25 protein-coding genes are annotated in these 20,897 nt (G+C 61.9%); 17 read left to right on the top strand and 8 right to left on the bottom strand.

The genetic code is table 11. The annotated features are described in order from the left end of the window. The coding region (locus HQ312_RS19470; RefSeq protein ID WP_222640846.1) for an NAD-dependent epimerase/dehydratase family protein at positions 1–126 on the bottom strand (126 nt) is incomplete at its 3' end. A 105-nt stretch (positions 127–231) separates the two neighbouring features. On the opposite strand from HQ312_RS19470, the gene rfbA reads away from it, so the two are divergent. From rfbA to HQ312_RS22345, 10 genes are all read left to right on the top strand, one after another. Continuing rightward, on the top strand, positions 232–1,119 hold the full coding sequence (gene rfbA, locus HQ312_RS19465; RefSeq protein WP_222640788.1) for a glucose-1-phosphate thymidylyltransferase RfbA: 888 nt from the start codon (positions 232–234) through the stop codon (positions 1,117–1,119). After that, positions 1,106–1,669 carry a dTDP-4-dehydrorhamnose 3,5-epimerase family protein gene (locus tag HQ312_RS19460; protein WP_222640778.1) on the top strand — a complete coding sequence of 188 codons (564 nt, stop codon included), beginning with the start codon at positions 1,106–1,108 and terminating at the stop codon, positions 1,667–1,669. The genes rfbA and HQ312_RS19460 overlap by 14 nt, the downstream gene beginning before the upstream one ends. A 242-nt stretch (positions 1,670–1,911) precedes the next feature. After that, the gene (locus tag HQ312_RS19455; RefSeq protein WP_222640776.1) at positions 1,912–2,805 is read left to right on the top strand and encodes a glycosyltransferase; all 894 of its coding nucleotides are present in this window, start codon (positions 1,912–1,914) and stop codon (positions 2,803–2,805) included. Beyond that, entirely contained in the window at positions 2,802–3,791 is a 990-nt protein-coding gene (locus HQ312_RS19450) for a hypothetical protein (RefSeq protein ID WP_222640774.1), read from the top strand. The genes HQ312_RS19455 and HQ312_RS19450 overlap by 4 nt, the downstream gene beginning before the upstream one ends. Beyond that, the gene (locus HQ312_RS19445) at positions 3,778–5,145 is read left to right on the top strand and encodes a hypothetical protein (protein WP_222640772.1); all 1,368 of its coding nucleotides are present in this window, start codon (positions 3,778–3,780) and stop codon (positions 5,143–5,145) included. Before HQ312_RS19450 ends, HQ312_RS19445 begins: the two co-directional genes overlap by 14 nt. A 60-nt stretch (positions 5,146–5,205) precedes the next feature. Further along, on the top strand, positions 5,206–6,246 hold the full coding sequence (locus tag HQ312_RS19440; protein WP_222640770.1) for a polysaccharide pyruvyl transferase family protein: 1,041 nt from the start codon (positions 5,206–5,208) through the stop codon (positions 6,244–6,246). Then, positions 6,243–6,791 (top strand): DapH/DapD/GlmU-related protein, encoded by a 549-nt coding sequence (locus HQ312_RS19435; protein ID WP_222640763.1) that lies wholly within the window; start codon positions 6,243–6,245, stop codon positions 6,789–6,791. Before HQ312_RS19440 ends, HQ312_RS19435 begins: the two co-directional genes overlap by 4 nt. A 32-nt stretch (positions 6,792–6,823) precedes the next feature. Beyond that, complete coding sequence (locus tag HQ312_RS19430; RefSeq protein WP_222640760.1) at positions 6,824–8,056, top strand: Coenzyme F420 hydrogenase/dehydrogenase, beta subunit C-terminal domain; 1,233 nt, start codon at positions 6,824–6,826, stop codon at positions 8,054–8,056. Between the two features lie 37 nt (positions 8,057–8,093). Beyond that, positions 8,094–9,341 carry a lipopolysaccharide biosynthesis protein gene (locus HQ312_RS19425; RefSeq protein ID WP_222640750.1) on the top strand — a complete coding sequence of 416 codons (1,248 nt, stop codon included), beginning with the start codon at positions 8,094–8,096 and terminating at the stop codon, positions 9,339–9,341. Then, positions 9,338–9,874, top strand: coding sequence for an acyltransferase (locus HQ312_RS22345; protein ID WP_222640743.1), 537 nt, complete (start codon positions 9,338–9,340; stop codon positions 9,872–9,874). The genes HQ312_RS19425 and HQ312_RS22345 overlap by 4 nt, the downstream gene beginning before the upstream one ends. A 14-nt stretch (positions 9,875–9,888) precedes the next feature. Here HQ312_RS22345 and HQ312_RS19415 read toward each other — a convergent pair whose 3' ends face one another. After that, the gene (locus HQ312_RS19415) at positions 9,889–10,989 is read right to left on the bottom strand and encodes a glycosyltransferase (RefSeq protein ID WP_222640741.1); all 1,101 of its coding nucleotides are present in this window, start codon (positions 10,987–10,989) and stop codon (positions 9,889–9,891) included. A 437-nt stretch (positions 10,990–11,426) separates the two neighbouring features. Here HQ312_RS19415 and HQ312_RS19410 point away from each other — a divergent pair, with 437 nt between their 5' ends. The 6 genes from HQ312_RS19410 (at position 11,427) to HQ312_RS19385 (ending at position 15,263) form a co-directional block, all read left to right on the top strand. Further along, positions 11,427–11,771, top strand: coding sequence for a hypothetical protein (locus HQ312_RS19410; RefSeq protein WP_222640739.1), 345 nt, complete (start codon positions 11,427–11,429; stop codon positions 11,769–11,771). Then, positions 11,768–11,926, top strand: a complete 159-nt coding sequence (locus HQ312_RS19405) for a hypothetical protein (protein WP_222640738.1) — start codon at positions 11,768–11,770, stop codon at positions 11,924–11,926. Before HQ312_RS19410 ends, HQ312_RS19405 begins: the two co-directional genes overlap by 4 nt. A gap of 30 nt (positions 11,927–11,956) precedes the next feature. Next, positions 11,957–12,838, top strand: coding sequence for a sensor domain-containing diguanylate cyclase (locus tag HQ312_RS19400; RefSeq protein WP_222640736.1), 882 nt, complete (start codon positions 11,957–11,959; stop codon positions 12,836–12,838). 54 nt (positions 12,839–12,892) lie between these two features. Next, entirely contained in the window at positions 12,893–13,636 is a 744-nt protein-coding gene (locus HQ312_RS19395; RefSeq protein ID WP_222640734.1) for a polyprenol monophosphomannose synthase, read from the top strand. 89 nt (positions 13,637–13,725) lie between these two features. Beyond that, the gene (locus HQ312_RS19390) at positions 13,726–14,502 is read left to right on the top strand and encodes a GAF and ANTAR domain-containing protein (RefSeq protein WP_261782497.1); all 777 of its coding nucleotides are present in this window, start codon (positions 13,726–13,728) and stop codon (positions 14,500–14,502) included. Beyond that, positions 14,499–15,263: a GAF domain-containing protein gene (locus HQ312_RS19385; RefSeq protein WP_222640730.1), complete on the top strand. Its 765-nt coding sequence runs from the start codon at positions 14,499–14,501 to the stop codon at positions 15,261–15,263. The genes HQ312_RS19390 and HQ312_RS19385 overlap by 4 nt, the downstream gene beginning before the upstream one ends. Before the next feature lies 1 nt (position 15,264). Here the strand turns inward: HQ312_RS19385 and HQ312_RS19380 are convergent, their stop codons facing one another. From HQ312_RS19380 to HQ312_RS19370, 3 genes are all read right to left on the bottom strand, one after another. Beyond that, positions 15,265–15,453, bottom strand: coding sequence for a DUF2795 domain-containing protein (locus HQ312_RS19380; protein WP_056443925.1), 189 nt, complete (start codon positions 15,451–15,453; stop codon positions 15,265–15,267). Positions 15,454–15,530: 77 nt separating this feature from the next. Then, positions 15,531–16,568, bottom strand: a complete 1,038-nt coding sequence (locus tag HQ312_RS19375; RefSeq protein ID WP_222640728.1) for a diguanylate cyclase — start codon at positions 16,566–16,568, stop codon at positions 15,531–15,533. Between the two features lie 148 nt (positions 16,569–16,716). Further along, positions 16,717–17,199: an Lrp/AsnC family transcriptional regulator gene (locus HQ312_RS19370; protein WP_027506980.1), complete on the bottom strand. Its 483-nt coding sequence runs from the start codon at positions 17,197–17,199 to the stop codon at positions 16,717–16,719. A 259-nt stretch (positions 17,200–17,458) separates the two neighbouring features. On the opposite strand from HQ312_RS19370, the gene HQ312_RS19365 reads away from it, so the two are divergent. Further along, positions 17,459–19,066 (top strand): polysaccharide biosynthesis tyrosine autokinase, encoded by a 1,608-nt coding sequence (locus HQ312_RS19365; protein ID WP_374198318.1) that lies wholly within the window; start codon positions 17,459–17,461, stop codon positions 19,064–19,066. Here the strand turns inward: HQ312_RS19365 and HQ312_RS19360 are convergent. From HQ312_RS19360 to HQ312_RS19350, 3 genes are all read right to left on the bottom strand, one after another. Further along, positions 19,057–19,644: a transcription antitermination protein NusB gene (locus HQ312_RS19360; protein ID WP_222640716.1), complete on the bottom strand. Its 588-nt coding sequence runs from the start codon at positions 19,642–19,644 to the stop codon at positions 19,057–19,059. The genes HQ312_RS19365 and HQ312_RS19360 overlap by 10 nt on opposite strands. A gap of 261 nt (positions 19,645–19,905) precedes the next feature. Continuing rightward, complete coding sequence (locus HQ312_RS19355) at positions 19,906–20,280, bottom strand: hypothetical protein (protein WP_222640714.1); 375 nt, start codon at positions 20,278–20,280, stop codon at positions 19,906–19,908. Positions 20,281–20,365: 85 nt separating this feature from the next. Continuing rightward, the gene (locus tag HQ312_RS19350; RefSeq protein WP_056443943.1) at positions 20,366–20,878 is read right to left on the bottom strand and encodes a protein-tyrosine-phosphatase; all 513 of its coding nucleotides are present in this window, start codon (positions 20,876–20,878) and stop codon (positions 20,366–20,368) included. Positions 20,879–20,897: the final 19 nt, after the last annotated feature.

Below are 20,897 nucleotides of genomic sequence, written 5' to 3'. Positions count from 1 at the left end.
GGCTTTGTTGCCGGCGTAGGTGAGGGCGTCGAGGACGGTGATCTCGATGTCGGGGCGGGTGCGGGCGGTCAGGTGCACGAAGTTCGCGCCGATGAACCCGGCGCCGCCGGTCACGAGCATTCTCATGCGGCGAGACTACGTTCCTCGCTTTCGAGTTTCGACCTGAGTGGGATGTGTGACCGGCATCGCTCAAGACGCGCGATTTGCTGGCTTCTGAGACACTTCGTTCTCATGCGGGGAATCATTCTGGCCGGTGGAACCGGCTCGCGGTTACATCCGATCACCGTCGGGGTGAGCAAGCAGCTGGTGCCTGTCTACGACAAGCCCATGATCTATTACCCCCTGACCACATTGATGCTGGCGGGCATCCGAGACATCCTCATCATCACGACGTCGCACGATGCAGATCAGTTCCACCGTTTGCTTGGTGACGGCTCCCAATTCGGTGTTTCCATCACTTATACGGTTCAACACCAACCCAACGGCTTGGCTCAGGCGTTCGTACTAGGCGCGGAGCATGTCGGTTCGGAACAAGTCGCGCTCGTACTGGGCGACAACATCTTCTATGGTCCCGGCTTGGGTTCGCAATTGGCGAGATTCGAGAACCTCGGTGGCGGTGCAGTCTTTGCGTATGAAGTGTCCGACCCGTCGGCCTACGGCGTCATTGAGTTCGACAGGTCAGGGCGAGCGATCTCGCTGGAGGAGAAGCCCACCAAGCCGCGGTCGAACTACGCGGTGCCGGGGCTTTACTTCTACGACAACGACGTCGTCGCCATCGCCCGCGATCTGAAGCCTTCGGCGCGGGGCGAGTACGAGATCACGGACGTCAATCGGCACTACTTGGAAGCCGGCACCCTTCAAGTCGAGGTGCTGCCGCGTGGAACCGCGTGGTTGGACACGGGTACCTTCGACTCCTTGTTGGACGCGTCGAACTTCGTACGCACGATCGAGCAGCGCCAGGGACTCAAGGTAGGGGCACCCGAGGAGGTTGCGTGGCGTCGAGGATGGATCACTGACGACGAACTGACCCAGCGCGCGACTCCGCTGGTCAAGTCGGGGTACGGCACGTACCTCCTCGAACTCATCGACAAGAAGGTGGGGTTGTATGAGTTTTCGTGAGCTGTCGATTCCCGGGGCGTTCGAATTCACTCCCCGCCAGTTCGGCGACGACCGCGGGGTGTTCTTCGAATGGCACAAGGACTCCGCCTTCACCGCCGCCGTCGGCCACCCCCTGGAACTGCTGCAGGCCAACTGCTCCGTCTCCGCCGCAGGCGTGCTTCGCGGGATCCACGTCACCGTCGACCCACCCGGGCAGGCCAAGTACGTCACCTGCACCCGCGGCGCGTTCCTCGACGTCGTGGTCGACCTCCGCAAGGACTCCCCGACGTACGGCACCTGGGACTCGGTGCTCATCGACGACGTCGACCGCCGCGCGGTGTACCTGCCCGTCGGGCTCGGGCACGCGATCCTCTCCCTCGAGGACCACTCCACGGTGATGTACCTGTGCAGCCTCGAGTACACCCCCGGAGCGGACCGCGACATCCACCCGCTCGACCCCGACCTCGCCATCGACTGGCCCACCCACGGCCGCGACGGCACACCCCTGACCTACCAACTCTCCGACAAGGACGCCGCGGCACCCGCCTTCAAGGATTGGGCATCCAGCTGATGCGGACCGCAAATCGACGCCGCTCGTTGATTGCCAAGTCGCATAAGCTAACAACACCTTGTACCGTGCACTTATGAATGCGGCTGGAAGCTAGCGTCAGGTGCGGTCGCAGCGCGAGGATCTGCGTTCGGCTTTCGTAACCAGCAAGAACCTTGGTCAGAACAACCCATACGTGCTCCGCGCCGGATGCTGCCGCGGGCGGGGCACGCTATCTCGGAACAGTCGAACGGTAAGGGCAGTCGGTGACGACACACGTGCGCGGAACAGGTACAGGAGCGGTTCTGCTCTACTACAAGCTCGGTGCACAAGTGAGAGAGACAATCCGGCACCTACTTGCTCAAGAGCAGTCGATCACGTGCCTCGTCCTAGTAGACAATTGCTCGAACGATGGCGTTCTATCGACCGTCTCCCAAGACTTAAGTGACGATCCCAGTGTTGACGTTGACATAAAGTTGTTGACGATGGAGAACAATCTTGGCTACTCAAGCGGAATGAACGCAGGATTCGCGGCATTGCGCAAATGGCATCCGGATCTTCTTTTCACTCTATTCATAACCCACGAAGTCGTTCTTGAAACGGACTGCTTGCGGCAGTTACTAACGTGCATCACCTCGGAGCAAGTGGGAGCAGTTGGCCCAGTGCTCACTCGATTAAATGATGGGAGTGTTTGGTCTGCTGGCGGCACCATTGACGGACGCGGCAACGTGCGCCATCGTACCAACGCGTCAGACGGAGAACTTCTTTGGTTGGACGGTGCGTGCATCTTGGCCGATAATAATTCAATGGCAGCAATAGGTGGTTTTGACGATGCGTACTTCTTGTACTGGGAAGACGTCGATTTTGCCGACCGCATGCGAAAGCACGCCGGAATTCGCTGTGTACAGTCAGCACATGCCGCGCAAGAGACCGGCACTGCGCCAATATATTATAAAGTGCGTGGACAAATTAGGTTTTGGCTGGATCGCAAACGACCCGTCTTAGTTCTTCTAACGGTTCTAAAGTCGATCGCGTTGATTGCCGCGAGGGATCTACCGAGGCGTGATAGCGCGCGCGCCAGAAACAGATTTGATGGAATCGCCGACGGACTCAAGCGCTCGACCGGCGGCGGTCAGTCAATGCTGCGGGAGTTGTCGTGATCCGCTTATACAATCCCTTGCCGGTCACGCTGCGTCACTATGAAGACGAGTTTCGGTCAGTATTGGAGCAGGCGGGCATTTGTCACGAGGTGGTACACGAGGAAGCCGACCAGCGAACAAGCAAATTTGACAAGGCGCGACGCGCGATGCGGATCATCATTGGCCGCTGGTCAGCTCAGCCCAACGAGCAGGTTTCGGCGACTATCGTTTTGTGGCCACTTTTTGGCTATTTCGACATCCTTACCTGGGTTCGACTGTCCGCGCGCAGGCCGGTAGCAATAATTGTGCACGATCCGACGCCCCTGAGACCACAAATCGGGATGGGCCGACCGGGTATTGCGGCATTACGCCTCGCGAGTAAATTCTTGAATGTACGTTTTGTAAGCCATACAGAGCTGGCGGCGAATGCCTTGGAGCGCGCGACGGGGATGAAGAGCATAATTGCGCGGCACCCAATTGCCGTCCCCGTTGTCGCTCTGAGGAGTGGCACCGATCGACAACCCGTGCGAGTGCTAGGTCAGTACAAAACTGCGCGGGACTTGAGCGTACTTGAAGCCCTGGCCCAGGACGGCACCTGCAACAATGAGGTTCTCGAAATTCACGGCCGGGGTTGGCCAATAGTTAGGGGTTGGACGGTTCGAGACGAGTTTGTCCCAGAGGAGGACTTTACGCGTCTCATCACGAGCTCAAGCTGCATAGTCATTCCATATGCGCACTTCTACCAGAGTGGGATCGCGGTGCGAGCACTTGAGAACTCCGTACCAGTTGTTGGTCCGCGGCACGAACATCTAGAGACGCTGTACGGTCGTGACTGGCCCGGCCTCGTAGATGACAACAACACCTGGTCGATGGCCATGCGTGCCGTCGTGGAGCACGAAAACGATACGCTGCCGGGGCGTGCGGCTAAATATCGCGCTGAGGCATGCGTTGATTGGGGGAACCTAGCTGAGCTGCTTGTCTCAGATTGGAGGGGTGATGATGGCTGAACGCGGCTACCGGTTCCTCGGATACACTGCCTTTTTTGCTTTCGTTGTAGGTCTGGCGTTCGTAGGTACCGACATCAACATAGTGGTAATTGGCTCGGCTTTGTTGTATCTATTAATGCAGTCCCTACGAAAATCGCCAAACGGGCTCTTAGTCTTTTGGCTCGTCGGGGTGGCAGCCTTCCCACCGTGGATCCCATTCTACGCCGTTGGCTACCGGCTGCCGGCAGCGGCACTAATCTCCGTCGCATGCATAGCTGCGGCGGGCCGGAATAAGACTAAGTTCGTATGGGTTGACGGAGCCGTAATTGCGCTGGTGCTCAGCACAGCAGTCGGCACAATGTTCTTTCAAACGCCACTTCACATTGCCACGCAAGCGCTCCTTGAGTGGGGACTTTGCTACGCGGCCGGCCGTATTCTGTTCTGTAAATCAGATCTGCCGGCGATCTGCAACCGAGTCGGCGGCGTCTTGGGACTGCTCGCCTGCCTGCAATTTCTACTGCAATTTAACGTGGCCTCTTTCTTCCCCTTCTCAGTCAACGCCTCAGGAAGCCAATGGTCAGTCTTGCAAGAACGAGGTGGTTCAATTCGATCAGAATTAGCATTTGGTCACAGTATTTCGCTAGGCGCAGTGCTTGTAATCTTGTTGGCTTTCGGTCTGAAAAATCGAGCACGGTACTCCTATATGCTGTCAGCACTCACTATTTTGGGCGTGCTGACCACCTTTAGCCGAAGTGCAATTGCCGCTACCGTAATTACAGTCATCCTCACAATCCTTCGTAGTAAGGCAGCCAGCACCGGAAAGTCCATCGCGATTGTTCTGTGCGGCTTTATTGCATACGTTGTTGCTAGTAGATTCGTTGCGGTGGTCAACGGCGCTGAGAACTCAGTCGAACTCACAGACAGCACCGACTATAGAGAGGGGCTTCTATCGCTCTTTTCAATCGTGGATCTAGTGGGTCTAGCCCCAGGAGGGCTACCTTCGAGTCTGGGAGTCACTTACACCTGGGACAACTTTTACTCCATCGACAACGGTTTTTTGTTCGTGGGACTTTACAGTGGCGCCATCGCGATGGCGTTGTATGCAGCGATTCCTCTTTCGGTCGTGCTCAGCAAAAAGCTAAAAAACTGGGATTCATTCTCAACATTCATAATTGCGCAAATTCCCTTTTTGGTAACAGTTGCGCCCATTACCCAATATCAGAATTACTACTGGCTATTCTTGGGTATGGGTGTTTCGAGCCTCCATGCCAGCGGGTCAGGCGAGATAGTGAAGGTGTCCGCAAGTGAGGTGCCTGTCGCAAAAAACAAACCAGTGCGTCGCAATGCTTACCCAAGCCCCTACTCCAAGAACTAGGAGTGCACGATGATTCGGGTTTTAGTTTTGTGGTCCGATCGAGTTAGTACCAATCTGGGCGTGCAGGCTCTAGCGGAGGGGAGCGCATGCCTCGCGAAATCAGCGTTCCCTGACTGTGAAGTTGAGTTCCAGAGCTACGGAATGATTCAAGGAATAGAGGAATCGCTGGGTCTGCGATCAATTCTGTTGGCGTTACGTACGAGCAAAAGCAGTATCACTCAATGGCTTAAAACCTTTGATTTTGTAATCGACACGGGCGCAGGCGATAGCTTCTCGGACATTTATGGTTTCCGCAGACTTCTTGAGATGTCGGCGCTGCGGATAGTGATTCGGCGTGCTGGCCTTCCGTTCGTCATGGGACCGCAGACGGTTGGCCCCTTCGAAACACGGATCGGCCGTGCTCTTGCGCGACAATCCCTCAAGGGTTGTTCGGTTCTGATCGCCCGTGACCCAATAAGTATGGGTGCGTCGAGTAGAATCTACGACGGCACCGCAGTACTTGCGTCAGATGTTGCATTCCTGCTGCCGAAGCAGCCCGCAGCGAAGCGTTTCGACCTCTTGTTCAACGTGTCTGGTCTTTTATGGGAAGAAAATAAGCATATTGAGTATTCGGTCTATCGACAATACGTTTTCGAATTCATTGAAGAAGCGAATTCTGCTGGTGTCGACGTTACATTGCTGAACCACGTCCTTGACTCCCCTGATAGCGACAACGATGCGCCAGCCGCCCAACATGTCCGCGAGCAGTTATCAAATCTTGACCTCGCGGTGGAAACGCCAAAGAGCTTAGAACATGCACGTAGCTTAATTGCGGGGGCGAGTGTGGTTCTGGCGTCTAGGATGCACGCCTCGCTGAACTCGATTTCACAGGGTGTGCCAGCAGTGTCTTGGGCCTATTCGCGCAAATTCGAGCCTCTGTTCGACGCGCTTGACTGGCCATACACCTTCGATCTGCGGTCGCCGGGTGCAGACCTGGTCGAACAAACTTTGGCGAGCGTGTTGCAATTGCGCCAAGAAGGGGCGCCGGCGGTGGAGGTAGCATCCAATGCTCGAAGCGCCCTTTTGTCGGCGACGCGGTCACTGAACGGGTTAGCTTCATGACCCTTCTGAGATCTTTGAAAGATACCTTGCATGGATTTCGGCTGTTTGTGTTATTTTTAGTTGGCCGAACGCCAATGCACCGTTTTCGAATTTGGATGTACAGGTACGTCTTCGGAATATCAATAGGACGCAACACTTCGCTTCATTGGCGTGCTGCCTTTTTCGCACCCGAGGGCGTGGCCATTGGGTCAAACTCAATAATTGGGAATGACTGTTTTCTCGACGGTCGTAGTGGCCTCATCATAGGGAACAACGTCAACATCGGCGGGCATGTGCAAATCTTCACCCTGGAACACGACGTCCAGGCGAAAGACTTCGGTGTTGACGGAGGACCTGTTGAAATTGGGGATAGGGTCTACATCGCATCCCGATCTACCATCCTTCCGGGTGTGGCTATCGGTGAAGGCGCGGTGGTAGCGGCTGGCGCTGTGGTCACTCGAAACGTTGAGCCCTTCACCATCGTGGGTGGTGTTCCTGCGCGCAAAATCGGCGAGCGCAACCCCGCTATAAATTACACGCTCGGATACCATCTTCCCTTTCAATGAATTTGGCCGACTGAACGGACGGACTTTGCGTCATGGATAAACTGGAACGGGTTGTCTCCCGGGTCGTCGATGAAGGTAATTGTTCTGGATGCGGTGCTTGCGCTGCCTTGTCTAAGCGCATCTCTATGCGACTCGCGGCCGACGGTTTTCTTCGACCGGTTGTGGATGGTGATACGCACACGGTCGAGCGTCACGCTGTGGACGACGCGTATGCAGCGCGAGAATTCAAGTCTGTGTGCCCCGGTCGCATCGTGCGGATGCCCGCGGCGGACAACCGCAGGATTCATCCGACCTTTGGTCCCTACGTGCAGGCCTACCAAGGCCACGCGGTAGATGGGACTGTGCGTCACGCCGGTTCCAGCGGCGGTGTCCTCACCGCTCTTAGCTCCTTCTTGCTGGAATCGTCCGAAGTCAGCGACGCCCTCGTTGCCAGAGGCCGTGTTGCAGATCCGCTAACCACCGAAGCCCTGTTTCTGACGGATCCGCGTCAAGTGCTCGAGACATCCGGTTCACGTTATGCCCCGGTCGCTGTGGCGGCCGAGTTGGCTTCAACTTCGTCAAGCTCGGTTATCGTCGGAAAGCCGTGCGAGATCGCCGCCGCACATCAGTACGCCGAGCTACCCTCACGCGCGGACGCTGATCGTCCGGTCTACCTGTCTTTCTTTTGTGCTGGCACTCCTAGCCAGATCGGTACCGAGAAGCTAGTGGCGCACCTTGGGTTCGAACGTGCTGATGTCGTTGATGTGCGTTATAGGGGTAACGGGTGGCCCGGCGACTTCAAAATGACTAGCGCTAACGGAACAGAGTCGAGAATGTCGTATAACGATTCCTGGGGTGTACATCTCGGACGAGACATTCAATGGCGCTGCAAGATCTGCGTTGACGGTACTGGTGCGCACGCGGATGTGTCAGTTGGTGATTTCTGGGAGGCTGACGATCAGGGATTTCCTAAGTTTGACGATGCGGAAGGCAACTCCGTCGTTTTAGCTCGGACGCCGCGCGGCTTGGAATTGCTGCAGCGTGCTCAAGAGAGTGGGGTGTTGGAATTAAGCGCTATCGACTTAGATGACGTCGCCAAGATACAACCGTTGCAGGTGGAGCGGCGCGTCACACTATCAGCGCGTCTATTAGGCCGCGTCTTGGCGGGGAAACGGGTTCCAAGGTATACGGGTTTTGAGTTGATGAAGGCCAGCACTTCGGCAACTACGAATCAACTTTTCCGTGCAGTCGTCGGCACCGCCAGACGGTCGCTGCGACGCCGGTGAATCAGATCTGGCCTGAGTGCATGACGGATCGTGAATCGTGAGGTTACCCAATTCAGCGGGGTTGCTGGCGGTCAGTCGTCTTCTTGCCACGTTCCTCACGTTGTTGACTGCGCCAATCGTAGCGAGGTCGGTCGGGCCCGAGGGACGCGGTGCGGTCTCTGCAGCGCTAGCGGCTTTTGCGCTGGTTCCAATTGTACTGGCATTCGGAATGCCTTTGAATCTTCGTCGTTTATCTTTGCGCGAATCCAGCGACGGATATGTCCGGGCAGCCCGGGATATCACGTTAACACTGTTTATTCCTGCGGTCGGAATTGGTTACGCCTTGGGTGTGACCCTATTCAATTCATTGGATGTATTCGTTCAAGCGGTGGCAGTCGTAGGGATCGCGAGCTCACCTCTAACTGTGAGTTGGATGAATGATCAAAGCGTGTTAATCGCACACAGGAAGTTCCGGTGTGTAGCCGCAATTCAACTGATGCAGCCTTTGATATACGTCGTGTCAATTATTTTTTTCTGGTCTTTCGGCCGGCTTAATGTTGGTATTGTCTTGGTTTGTTACATTGCGGGGTCCGTCGCAACGTTTGCTTTCGCCAGTTGGTGCGTACCTGTCTCTGTACGAGGCCACAGATCATCCAGGCGCGATTTCTTACGTGGTAGCGGTTCTTTCGTTGGAGGTGCCGTTGCTGAAGCTGCTTCCAATAGGTTGGACCAGCTTCTCGTTCTACCGCTGCTTGGACTGTATCAAGCAGGTCTCTACTCCTTAGCGGTTACCTTTAGCTCGCTCCCGATGAGCTTTGCTCATGCAGTGGGTGCGCACTATTTCTCTCGTTACTCAGAGGAGGAAAATGATCAGGATTCTCTGGTGTCTGAGTCAATAAGGGTAATTTTATACTTGTCGTTCTTCGTCGCTGGCTTGTTAAGCCTGTTATGCATTGTCCTGGTTCCTTTTATTTTCGGTCGGGACTTTGTTCCGGCGCTTCCGTCCATCTGGATCAGCCAGGCGGGGTCGGTACTGATGTGCACTTCGTATGTGGTTTCGATGGTCTTGGTGTCCCGTGGCTCTGGGCGGGCGTTGACCGCGGCCCAGATCTCGGCGGTAGTCGCAAGCACATCGGCATTGCTGCTTATCGCGCCGTGGAAAGGTGCGGTGGGCGCGTCCTTGGCGTCGTCCTCGGGCTATCTGGTGTTGCTAGTGATCGTCCTGTACCTTGCCAAGGTCAGGATGAGGGATCTGTTTTTGCGGAAAGAAGATGTCATGAGGGCAGTGAGGATAATTAAGCGATGATCCGTACGTTTTCGCGTCTTTGGCCTGGGTTATATCGCGACATTGTTTTGAACCAAATAATCGCATCCCCGTTTGTGCCTGTGCGTTTGAGAAGGGCGTTTCTCAATGCGTATGGTCTCAGCGTCGGTCGTTCACGCGTCGCGCCACATGTCTGGATCGGCAGCACACGGCTTTCGATTGGCGACAACTCTTTCGTGAATTACGGGACGATGTTCAATACTTCTGAGCAGATATCCATCGGCAATTTTGTGGATGTTGGCATGCGGTGCTTGTTTATCACTAGCAGCCACGAGTTGGGGCCTCCTTCCCATCGGGCTGCAGGTCACGTTCGAATGCCAATTGTTGTTGGCGACGGCACGTGGATCGGCGCCGGCGTCACAATTCTGCCTGGCGTGGTGATAGGAGCTGGATGCGTCGTGGCAGCCGGCTCGGTAGTAACTCAGTCGATTCGTGCAAACACCTTGGTCGGTGGCGTGCCCGCGCGCGCAATACGGGATCTTTCTAATGGCACGGAATGCGCGAGTGACCGGTGATTGAATCGGGAAAGCTATTTAGATAATGCGCGTAATGCCCGGTTATACTCAGCGCAAATAGAATTCCAAGTGTAGTGTCGTCGTGCGCGGTCAATAGCTTCAGTGCTCAGGTGAGCGGCGAGATCGGGTTCGGACATCAAGCGGTCGAGCGACGCTATGATCTCGAGAGGTGAGGGTTCTACGAACAGTCCGGAATGCTCCAAGACTTCGCGGTTAAAAACCGTCTCTCTGGCCACCGTTGGTGCGCCTAACGCCATGGCCTGGACTAGTGCCGGGTTCGTGCCCCCAACGCTATGCCCGTGGAAATAGACGCCACAGTTCTCCCACAGTGAGAAGAGCACCTCGTCATCGCTGACATGACCGAACCACCTGACCCGCGCGTTGCGCTCCGTGAGTGCGGTAAGTCGGTCTTCGAGTTCGCCGCCGTACCCGGATGAGCCCACAACCACGACATCCCAGCGCTCGCTCAGCTTTTCTGCTGCTTCGAGGAACTCTCCGACGGTGTTCTCGGGCACGAAGCGTGCCACCATCAGGATGTAGCCTCTGCGCTCGAGTCCGTCGACGACGGGCCGGTCCTTCCCGAACGAACCCCCGTACGGGATGAACTCACCGGTGCGGTTGAACTCGTCGGTCCACCTGGTGCCGAGCGCCTTCGAGTCGAAGACGAGGTTGTCAGCGTGCCGTGCTGTCGCGGTCGCACCTGCTCGGAACAGCTTCTTGGCCGCGCTGCCCCACTTGGCGCGCTCCCACTCGATGCCGTCCACGTTCACCAGTGTGGGGATGCCGCGAGCGCGAAGCAGGGGGAGCCAGAAGCCGTTGGCCACGTTCATAACGAGTGCCACGTCGGGTTTGGCGAAGGCACAGTGCGCGGTCGACGTCAGGCCGTAGGAGAGAGTGCTCAAGGATTTGGACTCGACGCCGACCGTGTCGATGGAGCGGATGCGAGAGTCGCCGTCCGCCTTGCCAGTGTCGGCAGTGCGGCCTCGGCCGTAGACGGTAACGTCCCAGCCTTGATCCGCAAGGTATGGGGCAAGGCGACGTACCAACGTCTCGAAGCCCCCGTAATAACTCGGATAGCCACGAGTGCCGATGATATGCACCGATGGATTGGTCATGCATTCCCCACAATACTTGTTCGGTATTTGCACGCAGCGAGTGTCAGCGGCGTGTGCGCAGTGTGTGCGCCTCCCGATTAATCAGAGCCTACAACAGGCTTCACGGCTCGTCTTGCTGGGGAAAGTGTCAGGATATGTGTCGAATATCGCAGTGAATACCGGTGCCGCGCAGGATTTGTGGTCTGCCTGAATGATTGAGGTGATACTTCGGGCTGTGCGCACTAACGGTGTCGCGGTATCGATGGTCGCGCTCGCGTCGGCCACTTAATGAACTCTTGGTTCAGATCTGAACAGCGAGCCATGCGTCCATGTAGCCGATCTGTGTTCGTGCGCCGACGTCATGGACTACCAGTTTCGGAGCTGTTTCTCTCGATAGCGAGGCGGCACGGCGTCGCCACGAATCGGGGGATCAGATGAAGCTTGCACGGACAGTAGTTATGACCGCAGCGGTCGGCCTGTGCGCCCTCTCCGGCGCGGGGCCGGCTGCGGCTTCCGAGGTGAGCGATCCGGTTCAAGACTTCGTCGAATCGTTCGAGACCGCGGTCGACGAGTGCTCGTCCGCGATGGTGGGGACCGCTCTGAGCGGCGCCAGCGTCGGCGGCATGCTGGGTGCTGGGGGAGGCCCCATCGGAGTGGCGGTGGGTGCCGGAATCGGTGGTCTGATCGGTGAGATCGCCGGCGGGGAGACGTCATGCGAGGACCGGGTCATCTCAGGCACCGCGGTCGCGGATCCGGACGAGGTGTCACGCGGACACAAGGGCAAGGGCAAGGGCCGCAAGTGAGGACGTCGCGTGTCGACGCACGCATCTGGGCGGCTCTGTCCGTCCTTCTTCTCTGCACCACGCTGACACTCATGTTCGCCGGTGGCCCACCACTCGCGATCTGGGGATTCGTCGCCTCGACCGCTCTGGCGGCCGCTCGTGCGATGCGGACCTGACGACGGCCGTGACCTGCGTACGCTCGTGAGATGAGTTCTCGCCAGGTGGACGAGGGCACGTACCAGGCAATGTTCGACGCCAGCACCGTTCCCATGGCGCTGGCGGACGAGCACGGATTGCTCGTGCTGGCCAACGATGCCTACTGCCGTCTCGTCGGTCGCTCGTGGGACGACATCGCCGGACAGTCGTCACGAGGATTCACCCATCCCGACGACATCGCCCAGCACCGCAACATGGAACAGCTCGCGGCCGATGCCGATCGGCGCGGCGAGGTTCTCCGCGTCGAGAAGCGCTACGTGCGTCCCGACGGAGAGATCCGGTGGGGATGGGTCTCGGCCACCAGCATCGTCAACGCTCGCGGGACCGTCTGGACGATGGCGGTGATCCACGACGTCACCGACCGTCGCACCAAGGAGGACGGTCTCGCGCAGGCTGTGATGACGGACGGCCTCACCGGCCTGTTGAACCGCAGAGGGTGGCGTGAGCGGGTGCAGTCGTTGGCCGGCGACGCACCGTTGGTTCTCGCGATGCTCGACTTCGATCTGTTCAAGTCGTACAACGACACTCACGGTCACGCGGCCGGGGACGCCCTGCTCGTCGGTTTCGCCGATGCCGCGACACACATGCTCGGTCCCGACGTCGTGCTGGCTCGCTGGGGCGGCGAGGAGTTCGCGATGGCGATCCCCAGCGGCAGCCCGGAGACTGTCTCGGCAATTCTGACCCGGCTGATCGCTGTCATGCCGGCGGAGCAGACGTTCTCCGCCGGTTGGGCAGTGCTGGGTGTCGACGAGGACATCCGCGACTGCCTCGACCGCGCCGACCACCTTCTCTACAGCGCGAAACGGGAGGGCGGACGGGGTCGGACGTATGGGGACAGGTCCCTCGGTTCCCCGGTCGACGCCACATGGTGACGACGCGGATGTCCGGTTCTTGCGATCTACCGGCCGATCGATCACCATTCCACAGTGTCCGAAGCCTCCGCTGACCCCCGCATCACCGTCGTCGTACCCACGTACAACGAGCGCGAGAACCTTCCCAAGCTGGTCGGAATGCTCACCGACCTGCAGATGAAGAACCTCGGCGTCCTCGTGGTCGACGACGGATCGCCGGACGGGACGGGCGACGTCGCGGACGGGCTCACCACCTCCGCCGCCATCCCGGTGAGTGTTCTGCATCGCACCACCAAGGACGGGCTGGGCCGCGCCTACGTCGCCGGCATCCTCCGCGCGCTGGAGGAGGGGGCGGACATCGTCGTGCAGATGGACGCCGATCTGTCCCACCCGTGTGAGGCCATCCCGCGCATGGTCGAGAAGCTGACCACCACGGACGCGGCCGTCGTGCTCGGATCCCGTTACGTCCCCGGCGGCGCCGTCGCCGAGGACTGGCCGTGGCACCGCAAGGCGCTCTCCAAGTGGGCCAATCTCTACGTCAACGCGATCCTGCGCCTGAAGGTGAAGGACGCGACGGCCGGCTTCAAAGCCTGGCACGCATCGACGCTCCGCACCATCGACGTCGCATCTGTCGGAAGTAACGGCTACGCCTTCCAAGTGGAGATGAACTACCGCGTCATCAAGCACGGACTCCGCATCGCCGAGGTGCCCATCCGCTTCGAGGAGCGCGTCGACGGCACCTCGAAGATGAGCCTCGCGGTGCAGCTCGAGTCCGCCGCGGTCCCGTGGAAGCTGCTGCGCAGCGGCATCGGAAAATAGGAGGCGCATTCCGCGTCCGGGACACCTCGCGTGGGACACTGGGCGTCGAGGCGCACCGGGCGTCTGGAGGAGGTTCGCTCGTGGATTCCATGCCCGACGACCCCGACCGCGACGACGATCGTCGTGGTTCCTCGCGTGACAGCGCGTCGTCGTTCACCGGAATCCGCCACGTCACCGAGACGTCGGTGCGTCTGACGGGTGTCGACGGTGCCGCGGTCGCGCTTCTCGGCACCTCGCACGACGTGCGCGAACTCGTCTTCGCCACCGACGCCCTCTCGCAGCAGCTCGACGAACTGCAGTTCACCGTAGGCGAAGGCCCGTGCATCGACGCGCATCGCTCCGCAGAGCCTGTGCGGGTGGGCGACATCCGCTCGCCCGATTCCGCGGCCCGCTGGCCCATCTTCGGACAGGGCGCGGCCACGCTGGGCGCTCGCGGGATGTACGCCTACCCGCTGCTGGGTGGCGCGTCGTCGTTCGGCGTCCTGGAGCTCTACCGCTCGACTCCTGTTGACCTGACCGACGTCGAGCACGACGCGGCCCGGATGTGCGCCGTCGCGATCGCGCGTACGGTGCTCGGGCACTACGTGAACCCGGACGACACCGACGACGCGGCGGCCACCCCGGAGGATGCGCTGGCATCGGAGGACGTCGCCGCCATCGAGGGCGCCGGCCCGTACAGCCGCGCCGACGTCTACGTGGCGGCGGGCATGATCGCGGTGCAACTGGCCGTGACCACCGATGTGGCGATGGACCGTCTGCGCGCGCACGCCTTCGCACGGGGGCGCAGCGTCACCGAGGTCGCTGCCGACGTCGTGGCCCGTCGGATCAGCATGAGAGACGAACGAGACAACGGAGGTCCCCGGTGAACACGACGCCCACTCGGCTCGCCCTCGCCGACATCACCGCCACGCTGGTCACTCGCTTCGACCTGCCCGCCCTCCTCGAGCGCATCGCGGGCACCGCACTCACCGGGTTCGACGCACACATCGCCGTCATCTCCCTGGTGGACGGCGACGCATTGCACGCCGTGGCCACCGCCAGTGTCGGCAGTGCGGCCGCCGACGAGCGGCTCTTCACGTCCGGCCCCGTCCGCACCAGTGCCCGGGAAACGGCCGTGGCCATGATCGGCGATGCCTCGGCGGCGGGAAGCAGCCGGTGGGAGCAGTACCGCGCACTCGCCGAGGAGAGCGGCGTCGGCGCCGTGCGGGCGTATCCGGTCGTCGCGCTGGGCGTCGGACTCGGCGCCCTGGCCGTCTACACCGCCGAGCCGTGGGGACGGCAACGTCCCGACGAGCTGGGACAGATGCTCGCCGACCTGACGGCGCTGGCGCTCACCACAGGAGCATCGGAGCTGCGGCGCGTCGACGCGTCGGCCGCTGTGCAGGCGGTGCTCAGCGGTGCCGCCACCATCTCGGGGGCCACCGGTGTGCTGGCCGAGTTCTTCGACGACACCACGTCGGCGGCACGCACCAGGCTGTCCCGCCTGGCGCGGGCGCACGGCACCACGGACAGCGAGCACGCCGCTGCGATCATCGCCGCGCAGAACGTCGCGCCGGCGGACATCGGATCGTCGGAGCTGATCCACCTGCCGACGAGTTCGGTGCCGCCCCGGCGCTTCGACTCCTGACCTACTTCTTGGTGATGGCGGCGCTGACGGCGTCGGGTCCGTCATAGCTGTCGTCGGGCATGGACGACAGTGCGTCGACCACGTCGTCGTCCGCGCCGTTGCTCTTCGCGAGATCGGCCAGGTCTTTCGGCGACGCCGGGTAGTCGGCGCCGGCCAGGTGCTTCTGCAGTTCGATCGGATTGACGGCCATGGGACGGTCCTCTCGTCGGTCGGGTGATGGCTCGCGTGCGAGCTACCCGAGGAGGAGGACGGCAAACCGTGCGGACGTCAGTCCTTGTAGACCACCACGGTGTTGCGGCCCGCCGCCTTCGCTCGATACATGGCGATGTCCGCGAGGTGCATGCCGTGGTTGATGGTCGACGCGATCGGGGCCGCCGTCATTCGCGTGGTGTCGAGACACGAGACCCCGATGCTCACCGTCACCGGGATGAGGTCGGACGCGTCGGACAGCGCGAGCCGGATCGATTCGGCGAGAGCGTGCAGACCGGTGGACTGCGCGTCGAGCACCACGAGGAACTCCTCGCCGCCGCGTCGGGCGACCACTGCCCGGTCACCCAGGTGATCGCGCAGGCGCTGCGCGGCGAGCGCGAGCACCCCGTCGCCCGCGATGTGCCCGTGATGATCGTTGACCCACTTGAAGTGATCGAGGTCGACGAGCAGGAATCCCACCTGTGACCGTCCGCGGAGCTGCCGCTTCGCCTGCACCTCCAGGCCGCGCAGGTTGAGCAGTCCCGTCAGTGGGTCGGTCCGGGCGCTGTCGATCTGACGCTCGAGGTGCCGGTGCAAGGACATCGAGGTGGTGCTGACGATGGACATGGTCGCGTTGACCGCCAGCCAGATGCTCGTCGCCGCGGCGATGGTGGCCATGGCGCCGATCGGTTGCTCGCGCAGGACCAGCGCTGTCATCCAGCCGATCACGACGGTGGTCAGCACCAGGTGCACCACCACGGTGGCGCGTCCGCCGAAGAAGGCGACGTACGAACTGATGACCGCGAACAGGGCGCACCCGGCGAGACCCAGAGCGTGACTGCTGCACAGCAGGAGGAAGGTCGACGTCCCCACGTCGGCGTAGACGGTGAAGGCCAGAGCGACGGCGCGCTGGGTGCGCGCCCGGCGCCACCAGGTGAACGACTTGCGAGCGGTGGCGACCACTGCGGCCACGGGAAGAGTGGACAGTAGGACGGCGATGGCAGCGATGCGCGGGGCGCCGGCGGCCGGGCCGGCGGCGCTGAACATCGTGAGGATGCCAGGGATGGCGAACGTCGGGATCAGCACAGCGATACGGCGACGCACGACGTCGGTCAAGGGTGCCCGGGACCGACCACGACTGCGGCCGCCGGAACCTGGGCGTATCACCTGTCGGACGGTATCAGCGTGGAACCTGCGTCGAGGGGCGGTTGCACGCTTCCGTCGGACCCGATCCTTGTTTTGCGCACACGTAACAGGAGTGGAATCAGGAATTGTCGTTCTCGCGCGCAAGTCTCTCGATCAGCGGGCGGGTGCGATAAGGAATTGCTTCGCGCATGACCACCGAGACCGTCGTACGTTCGACTCCTGGGACCGCGAGAATGAGCCCGGCCACGCGATACAGATCATCGGCGTCGGCAGCGGAGACGCCGATCTGCAGATCTGCTCCGCCCGAGACGCCGACCACCTCCGTCACCTCGGCGATGTCTCGCAGGCGGTCGATGACCGCTTCGAGACGGTGCTGGTCCGTCACTGCGCCCACGTACGCGCGGAGGGGATACCCCAGGTCCCGAGGGGAGACGAGCCGGTCCATCGGCGCGAGAGTATGTGAGTCGTCCCAACGAGACAGCCTGGCCTGAACCGTGTTTCGGGCCAGTCCGAGGACCGAGGCGAGGTGAACTCCAGTGGCGCGAGGGATGTCGCAGAGCGCGAGCAACAGGCGAGCATCGGTGCGGTCGAGCTTGGTCACGTGGTGAACTGTGCCACACGGCGAGCGGGGCAGTCCGAAGTATGCAGTGCTCACGAACTCGATCGAGATTTCGGAAATCGGTGTTTCTCACATTTATCGCGTAAAAACCGGAGCGGGGCTTTCGCCCCGTTCCCGAGATGCCCGATGGTCACGACATGGTTAAGGTGAGTCCAGAAGTTTGTCCCCAGATGTGTGGTCCGGGTCCTCGGTCCGGCCGTCATCGATGTGAGGAGTCGTCTCGGTGGAGATATCTGATTACGTGAGAATTCTCCGCGCGCGGTGGATCGTGATAGTTCTGACCACGGTGATCGCCGCAGCGGCGTCGCTGGTGTTCTCACTCGTGTCCACGCCCGTGTACGAGGCGTGCACGCGCCTCTACGTCTCCACCGGCTCGTCGTCGTCCTCGGTGACCGAGGTGTACCAGGGCAACCTGGCCTCGCAGCAGCGCGTCGCCTCCTACACACAACTCCTCGGCGGCGAGAGCGTCGCGCAGCGCACCATCGACAGCCTCGGCCTCTCCATGAGCCCGTCGGCGCTGGCGTCGAAGGTCCGCACCACGTCCTCACCCGACACCGTGCTGATCGACACGTGCGTGTCCGATTCCAACGCGACGACTGCGCGCGATCTGGCGAACGGCATCGGCACCACGTTCGTGGACTTCGTCGACGACCTCGAGACGCCGCCCGGCGGCGGTGCTCCGCTGGCCCAGGTCAGCGTCGTCGAGCCGGCGCAGGTGCCCACCGGTCCGATCTCGCCGAAGACCACCCGCAACCTCGCGCTCGGTGTGGCCGTCGGCCTGCTGCTCGGTATCGCGCTCGCGGTGATCCGTGACCGGCTCGACAACACCATCAAGGACCGCGCCGCCCTCGCCGACCTCTCGGGCGTTCCCGTCGTCGGCGTCGTGCCCTTCGACAAGACGATCAAGGAGGAGGCGGCGCTCTCCTTCGCCGAGTCGTCCTCCGGCACCGCCGAGGCGTTCCGCGAACTGCGCACCAACCTCCAGTTCCTCGAGGTGGACTCGCCGCCTCGCGTCATCGTCGTGACGTCCGCCGTGCCCGCCGAGGGCAAGACGACCACGGCCGTCAACCTCGCGCTGGTCCTCGCCGAGGCCGGTCACCACGTGGCGCTCATCGAGGGCGACCTCCGTCGGCCCCGCGTCTCGAAGTACCTCGGCCTCGTCGGGTCGGTCGGCTTCTCCACCGTGCTGTCGGGACAGGCGGACGTGGAGGAAGTGTTGCAGTCGACCAAGTTCCACGGTGTCGACGTCCTCGCTTCCGGACCGTTGCCGCCCAACCCGTCCGAGCTGCTCGGCTCCGAGGCGGCGCGCACCGTCATGGACACGCTCCGCGCGAGCTTCGACTACGTCGTCGTCGACGCACCGCCGTTGCTGCCCGTCACCGACGCGTCCGTCATCACGGCGCACGCCGACGGCGCCATCGTCGTGGCGCGCCATGGCCACACCAAGCGGGACGAACTCACCCGTGCACTGGGCAACCTGGCGCAGGTGGGCGCTCCGGTCCTGGGCGTCATCCTCACGATGGCCCCGTCGCGCGGCAAGCGGGACTACGACTACCGCCACTACTACGAGACCGACACCACCGTCGCTCGTCAGGACGCTCCGTCCGCCGCCGTGCGGCCGGCAGCGCCGGTCGTGGTGCCCGAGCCCGCACCGGAGCCCACCCCGGAACCGGCCCCCGAGGCCTACCCCGCGCCTCGCTACGAGCCCACCCGGAGCCATGGCGGCCGAGCGGCCCGGCGTCAGGCCGAGAACGCGAACGGCAACGGCAATGGCAACGGGTACGAGGCCGAGCAGGTTCCGAGTCGGTCGACGATGCGTCCGCCGCCTCGCCGTCCGTATCAGTCCTGACGGCGGCGGTATGTGAGGGCAACGCCGACCAGTGCGCCGAGAAGGCCGCCGGTGACGGTGTAGCCGACAGCGACCGCGTCGACATCGAGGCGGGGAACGTTGTCGACGACGGTGTCGTCGAAGGATGCGCCGTCAGGTTGCGGTACCACCATGTAGGAAGAGTCGGTCACTCCGACGATGTGGACGACGGGCGGGTGCACGGTCGAGACGATCGCACCGGCTCCACCGCTTGCTGCACCCGTGACGGTCGTCGCGACGACGATGCCGATCGCTCGGGACACGAGGTGACGACGGGAGACGTATCTGTGCGTCAGCCCGCAGGCGACACCGATCAGGGCTCCCAGAAGGGGAAGCACCAGAACGGTCGGCCACCAGGTGGGGCCGTCGACATGGCGCAGGTAGTCGGAGACGCTGATGTACCCGACATCGGTCGGTGACATGTCGGGCGGCGGTTCGGCGTCGACGTAGATCCGCGGAACGACGTAGTGATGTCCGAGCGCAGTCGACAGCCCCAGCACGAGACCGAACAGCGCTTGGACGGCTACCTCGCGGGCCGGCCGGGTGTCGCCGTACGTCACAGCCAGTCCACAGTGATGACTCCTCGACTCCTGCTCTGATACCCGTTGTGTCAGAACGACAATAGCCGCAGACCTGCGGTCTGCGGCTTTGTCATCAGGCGACGGTGCCCGCCAGTGCGCCTCTCGGCAGGTGGCCGCTCGAAGCGGCTGATGGTTGGTACCCGGGGCATTGGGATCGAACACCGTCAGTGAGAGTAACGGCGTCCGTGGCGGAAGTATTCCGGGTGTGCACCACGTCCGTGACCGGGGGACGCGGCACTGTCAGTTGTCCACCGAGTCCGTGTCCCCGGACTCGGCGTCGTCCGCGTCGGTGGTGGTCGTCGTGGACGTACGGGTGCGCCTCGTCGTGGTGGTCGGCTCGTCGGCCGTCGTGGCCGCGGTGGTGGTCGGCGGAGGTGTGGTGGTGGGCCGGGGTGTGGTGACGGGCGCGATCTGCCACGTCGGGGACGGCGGCACCTCGATGGTGGGCGCGTAGGTCAGGCTGCCCACGACGGCGACCGTGCCGTCGATGGGTGGGGGAGAGACCCGTCGAACGTCCGCGTCGAACACTCCGCCGGCGGCAGCGACGGTGAGCCCGCCGGCCAGGGCGGCCGCGGCGATACCCATCACGACGGCGACGGCAGCTCTCTCACGCATGGTCTCCGCGCTCCGTTTCCGCCCGTGTCCTCGAGCCGAGTCATACCGTAGCCGGGGAGACGGCGGGTGGCAGTCCGAACTTCGATCAGCGAGCGCCCCAGATCTCGAACAGCGGACCGAGCGCCTCCGAGATGGCGTCGCCCACCCGCTCGTACACGTCGGTCGACTGACCGATGGGATCCATGATGTCGAGTTGTGTCACCGGGTTCGCCGCGCGCTCCGAGACCCACGCGGCCGGGTCGATCACCCCGGTGCGCCGCGCGAACTCCGCCGCCTCGAGCAACGTGAACGTGCGGCGGAGGTTGCGCGGCGCCACCGTCAGCACCTCGTCACGGTGCCGCGAGGTCATCGTCAGCACCAGATCCGCCCCGGACGCGATGGTCGGGGTGAGTCGGCGGGCCACGAACCCGGTGGGATCTCCGCCCAGGGACTCGAGAACGCGGGCCGCCTCGGCCTGGACACCGTGCCCGATCACGGCACGAGTGCCGGCGCTGTCGGTGGTCACGTCCAGGTTCAGGTCACGGGCGAACGCGGCGGTCAAGCGTTCCGCGGTGGGGGAGCGGCAGATGTTGCCCGTGCAGACGTAGAGGACATGCATGAGCGGAGTGTAGGTCCGC

Source organism: Rhodococcus sp. BP-316, assembly GCF_019836105.1.
Lineage (GTDB): Bacteria > Actinomycetota > Actinomycetes > Mycobacteriales > Mycobacteriaceae > Rhodococcoides.
This window is presented reverse-complemented; position numbering and strand designations above follow the sequence as displayed.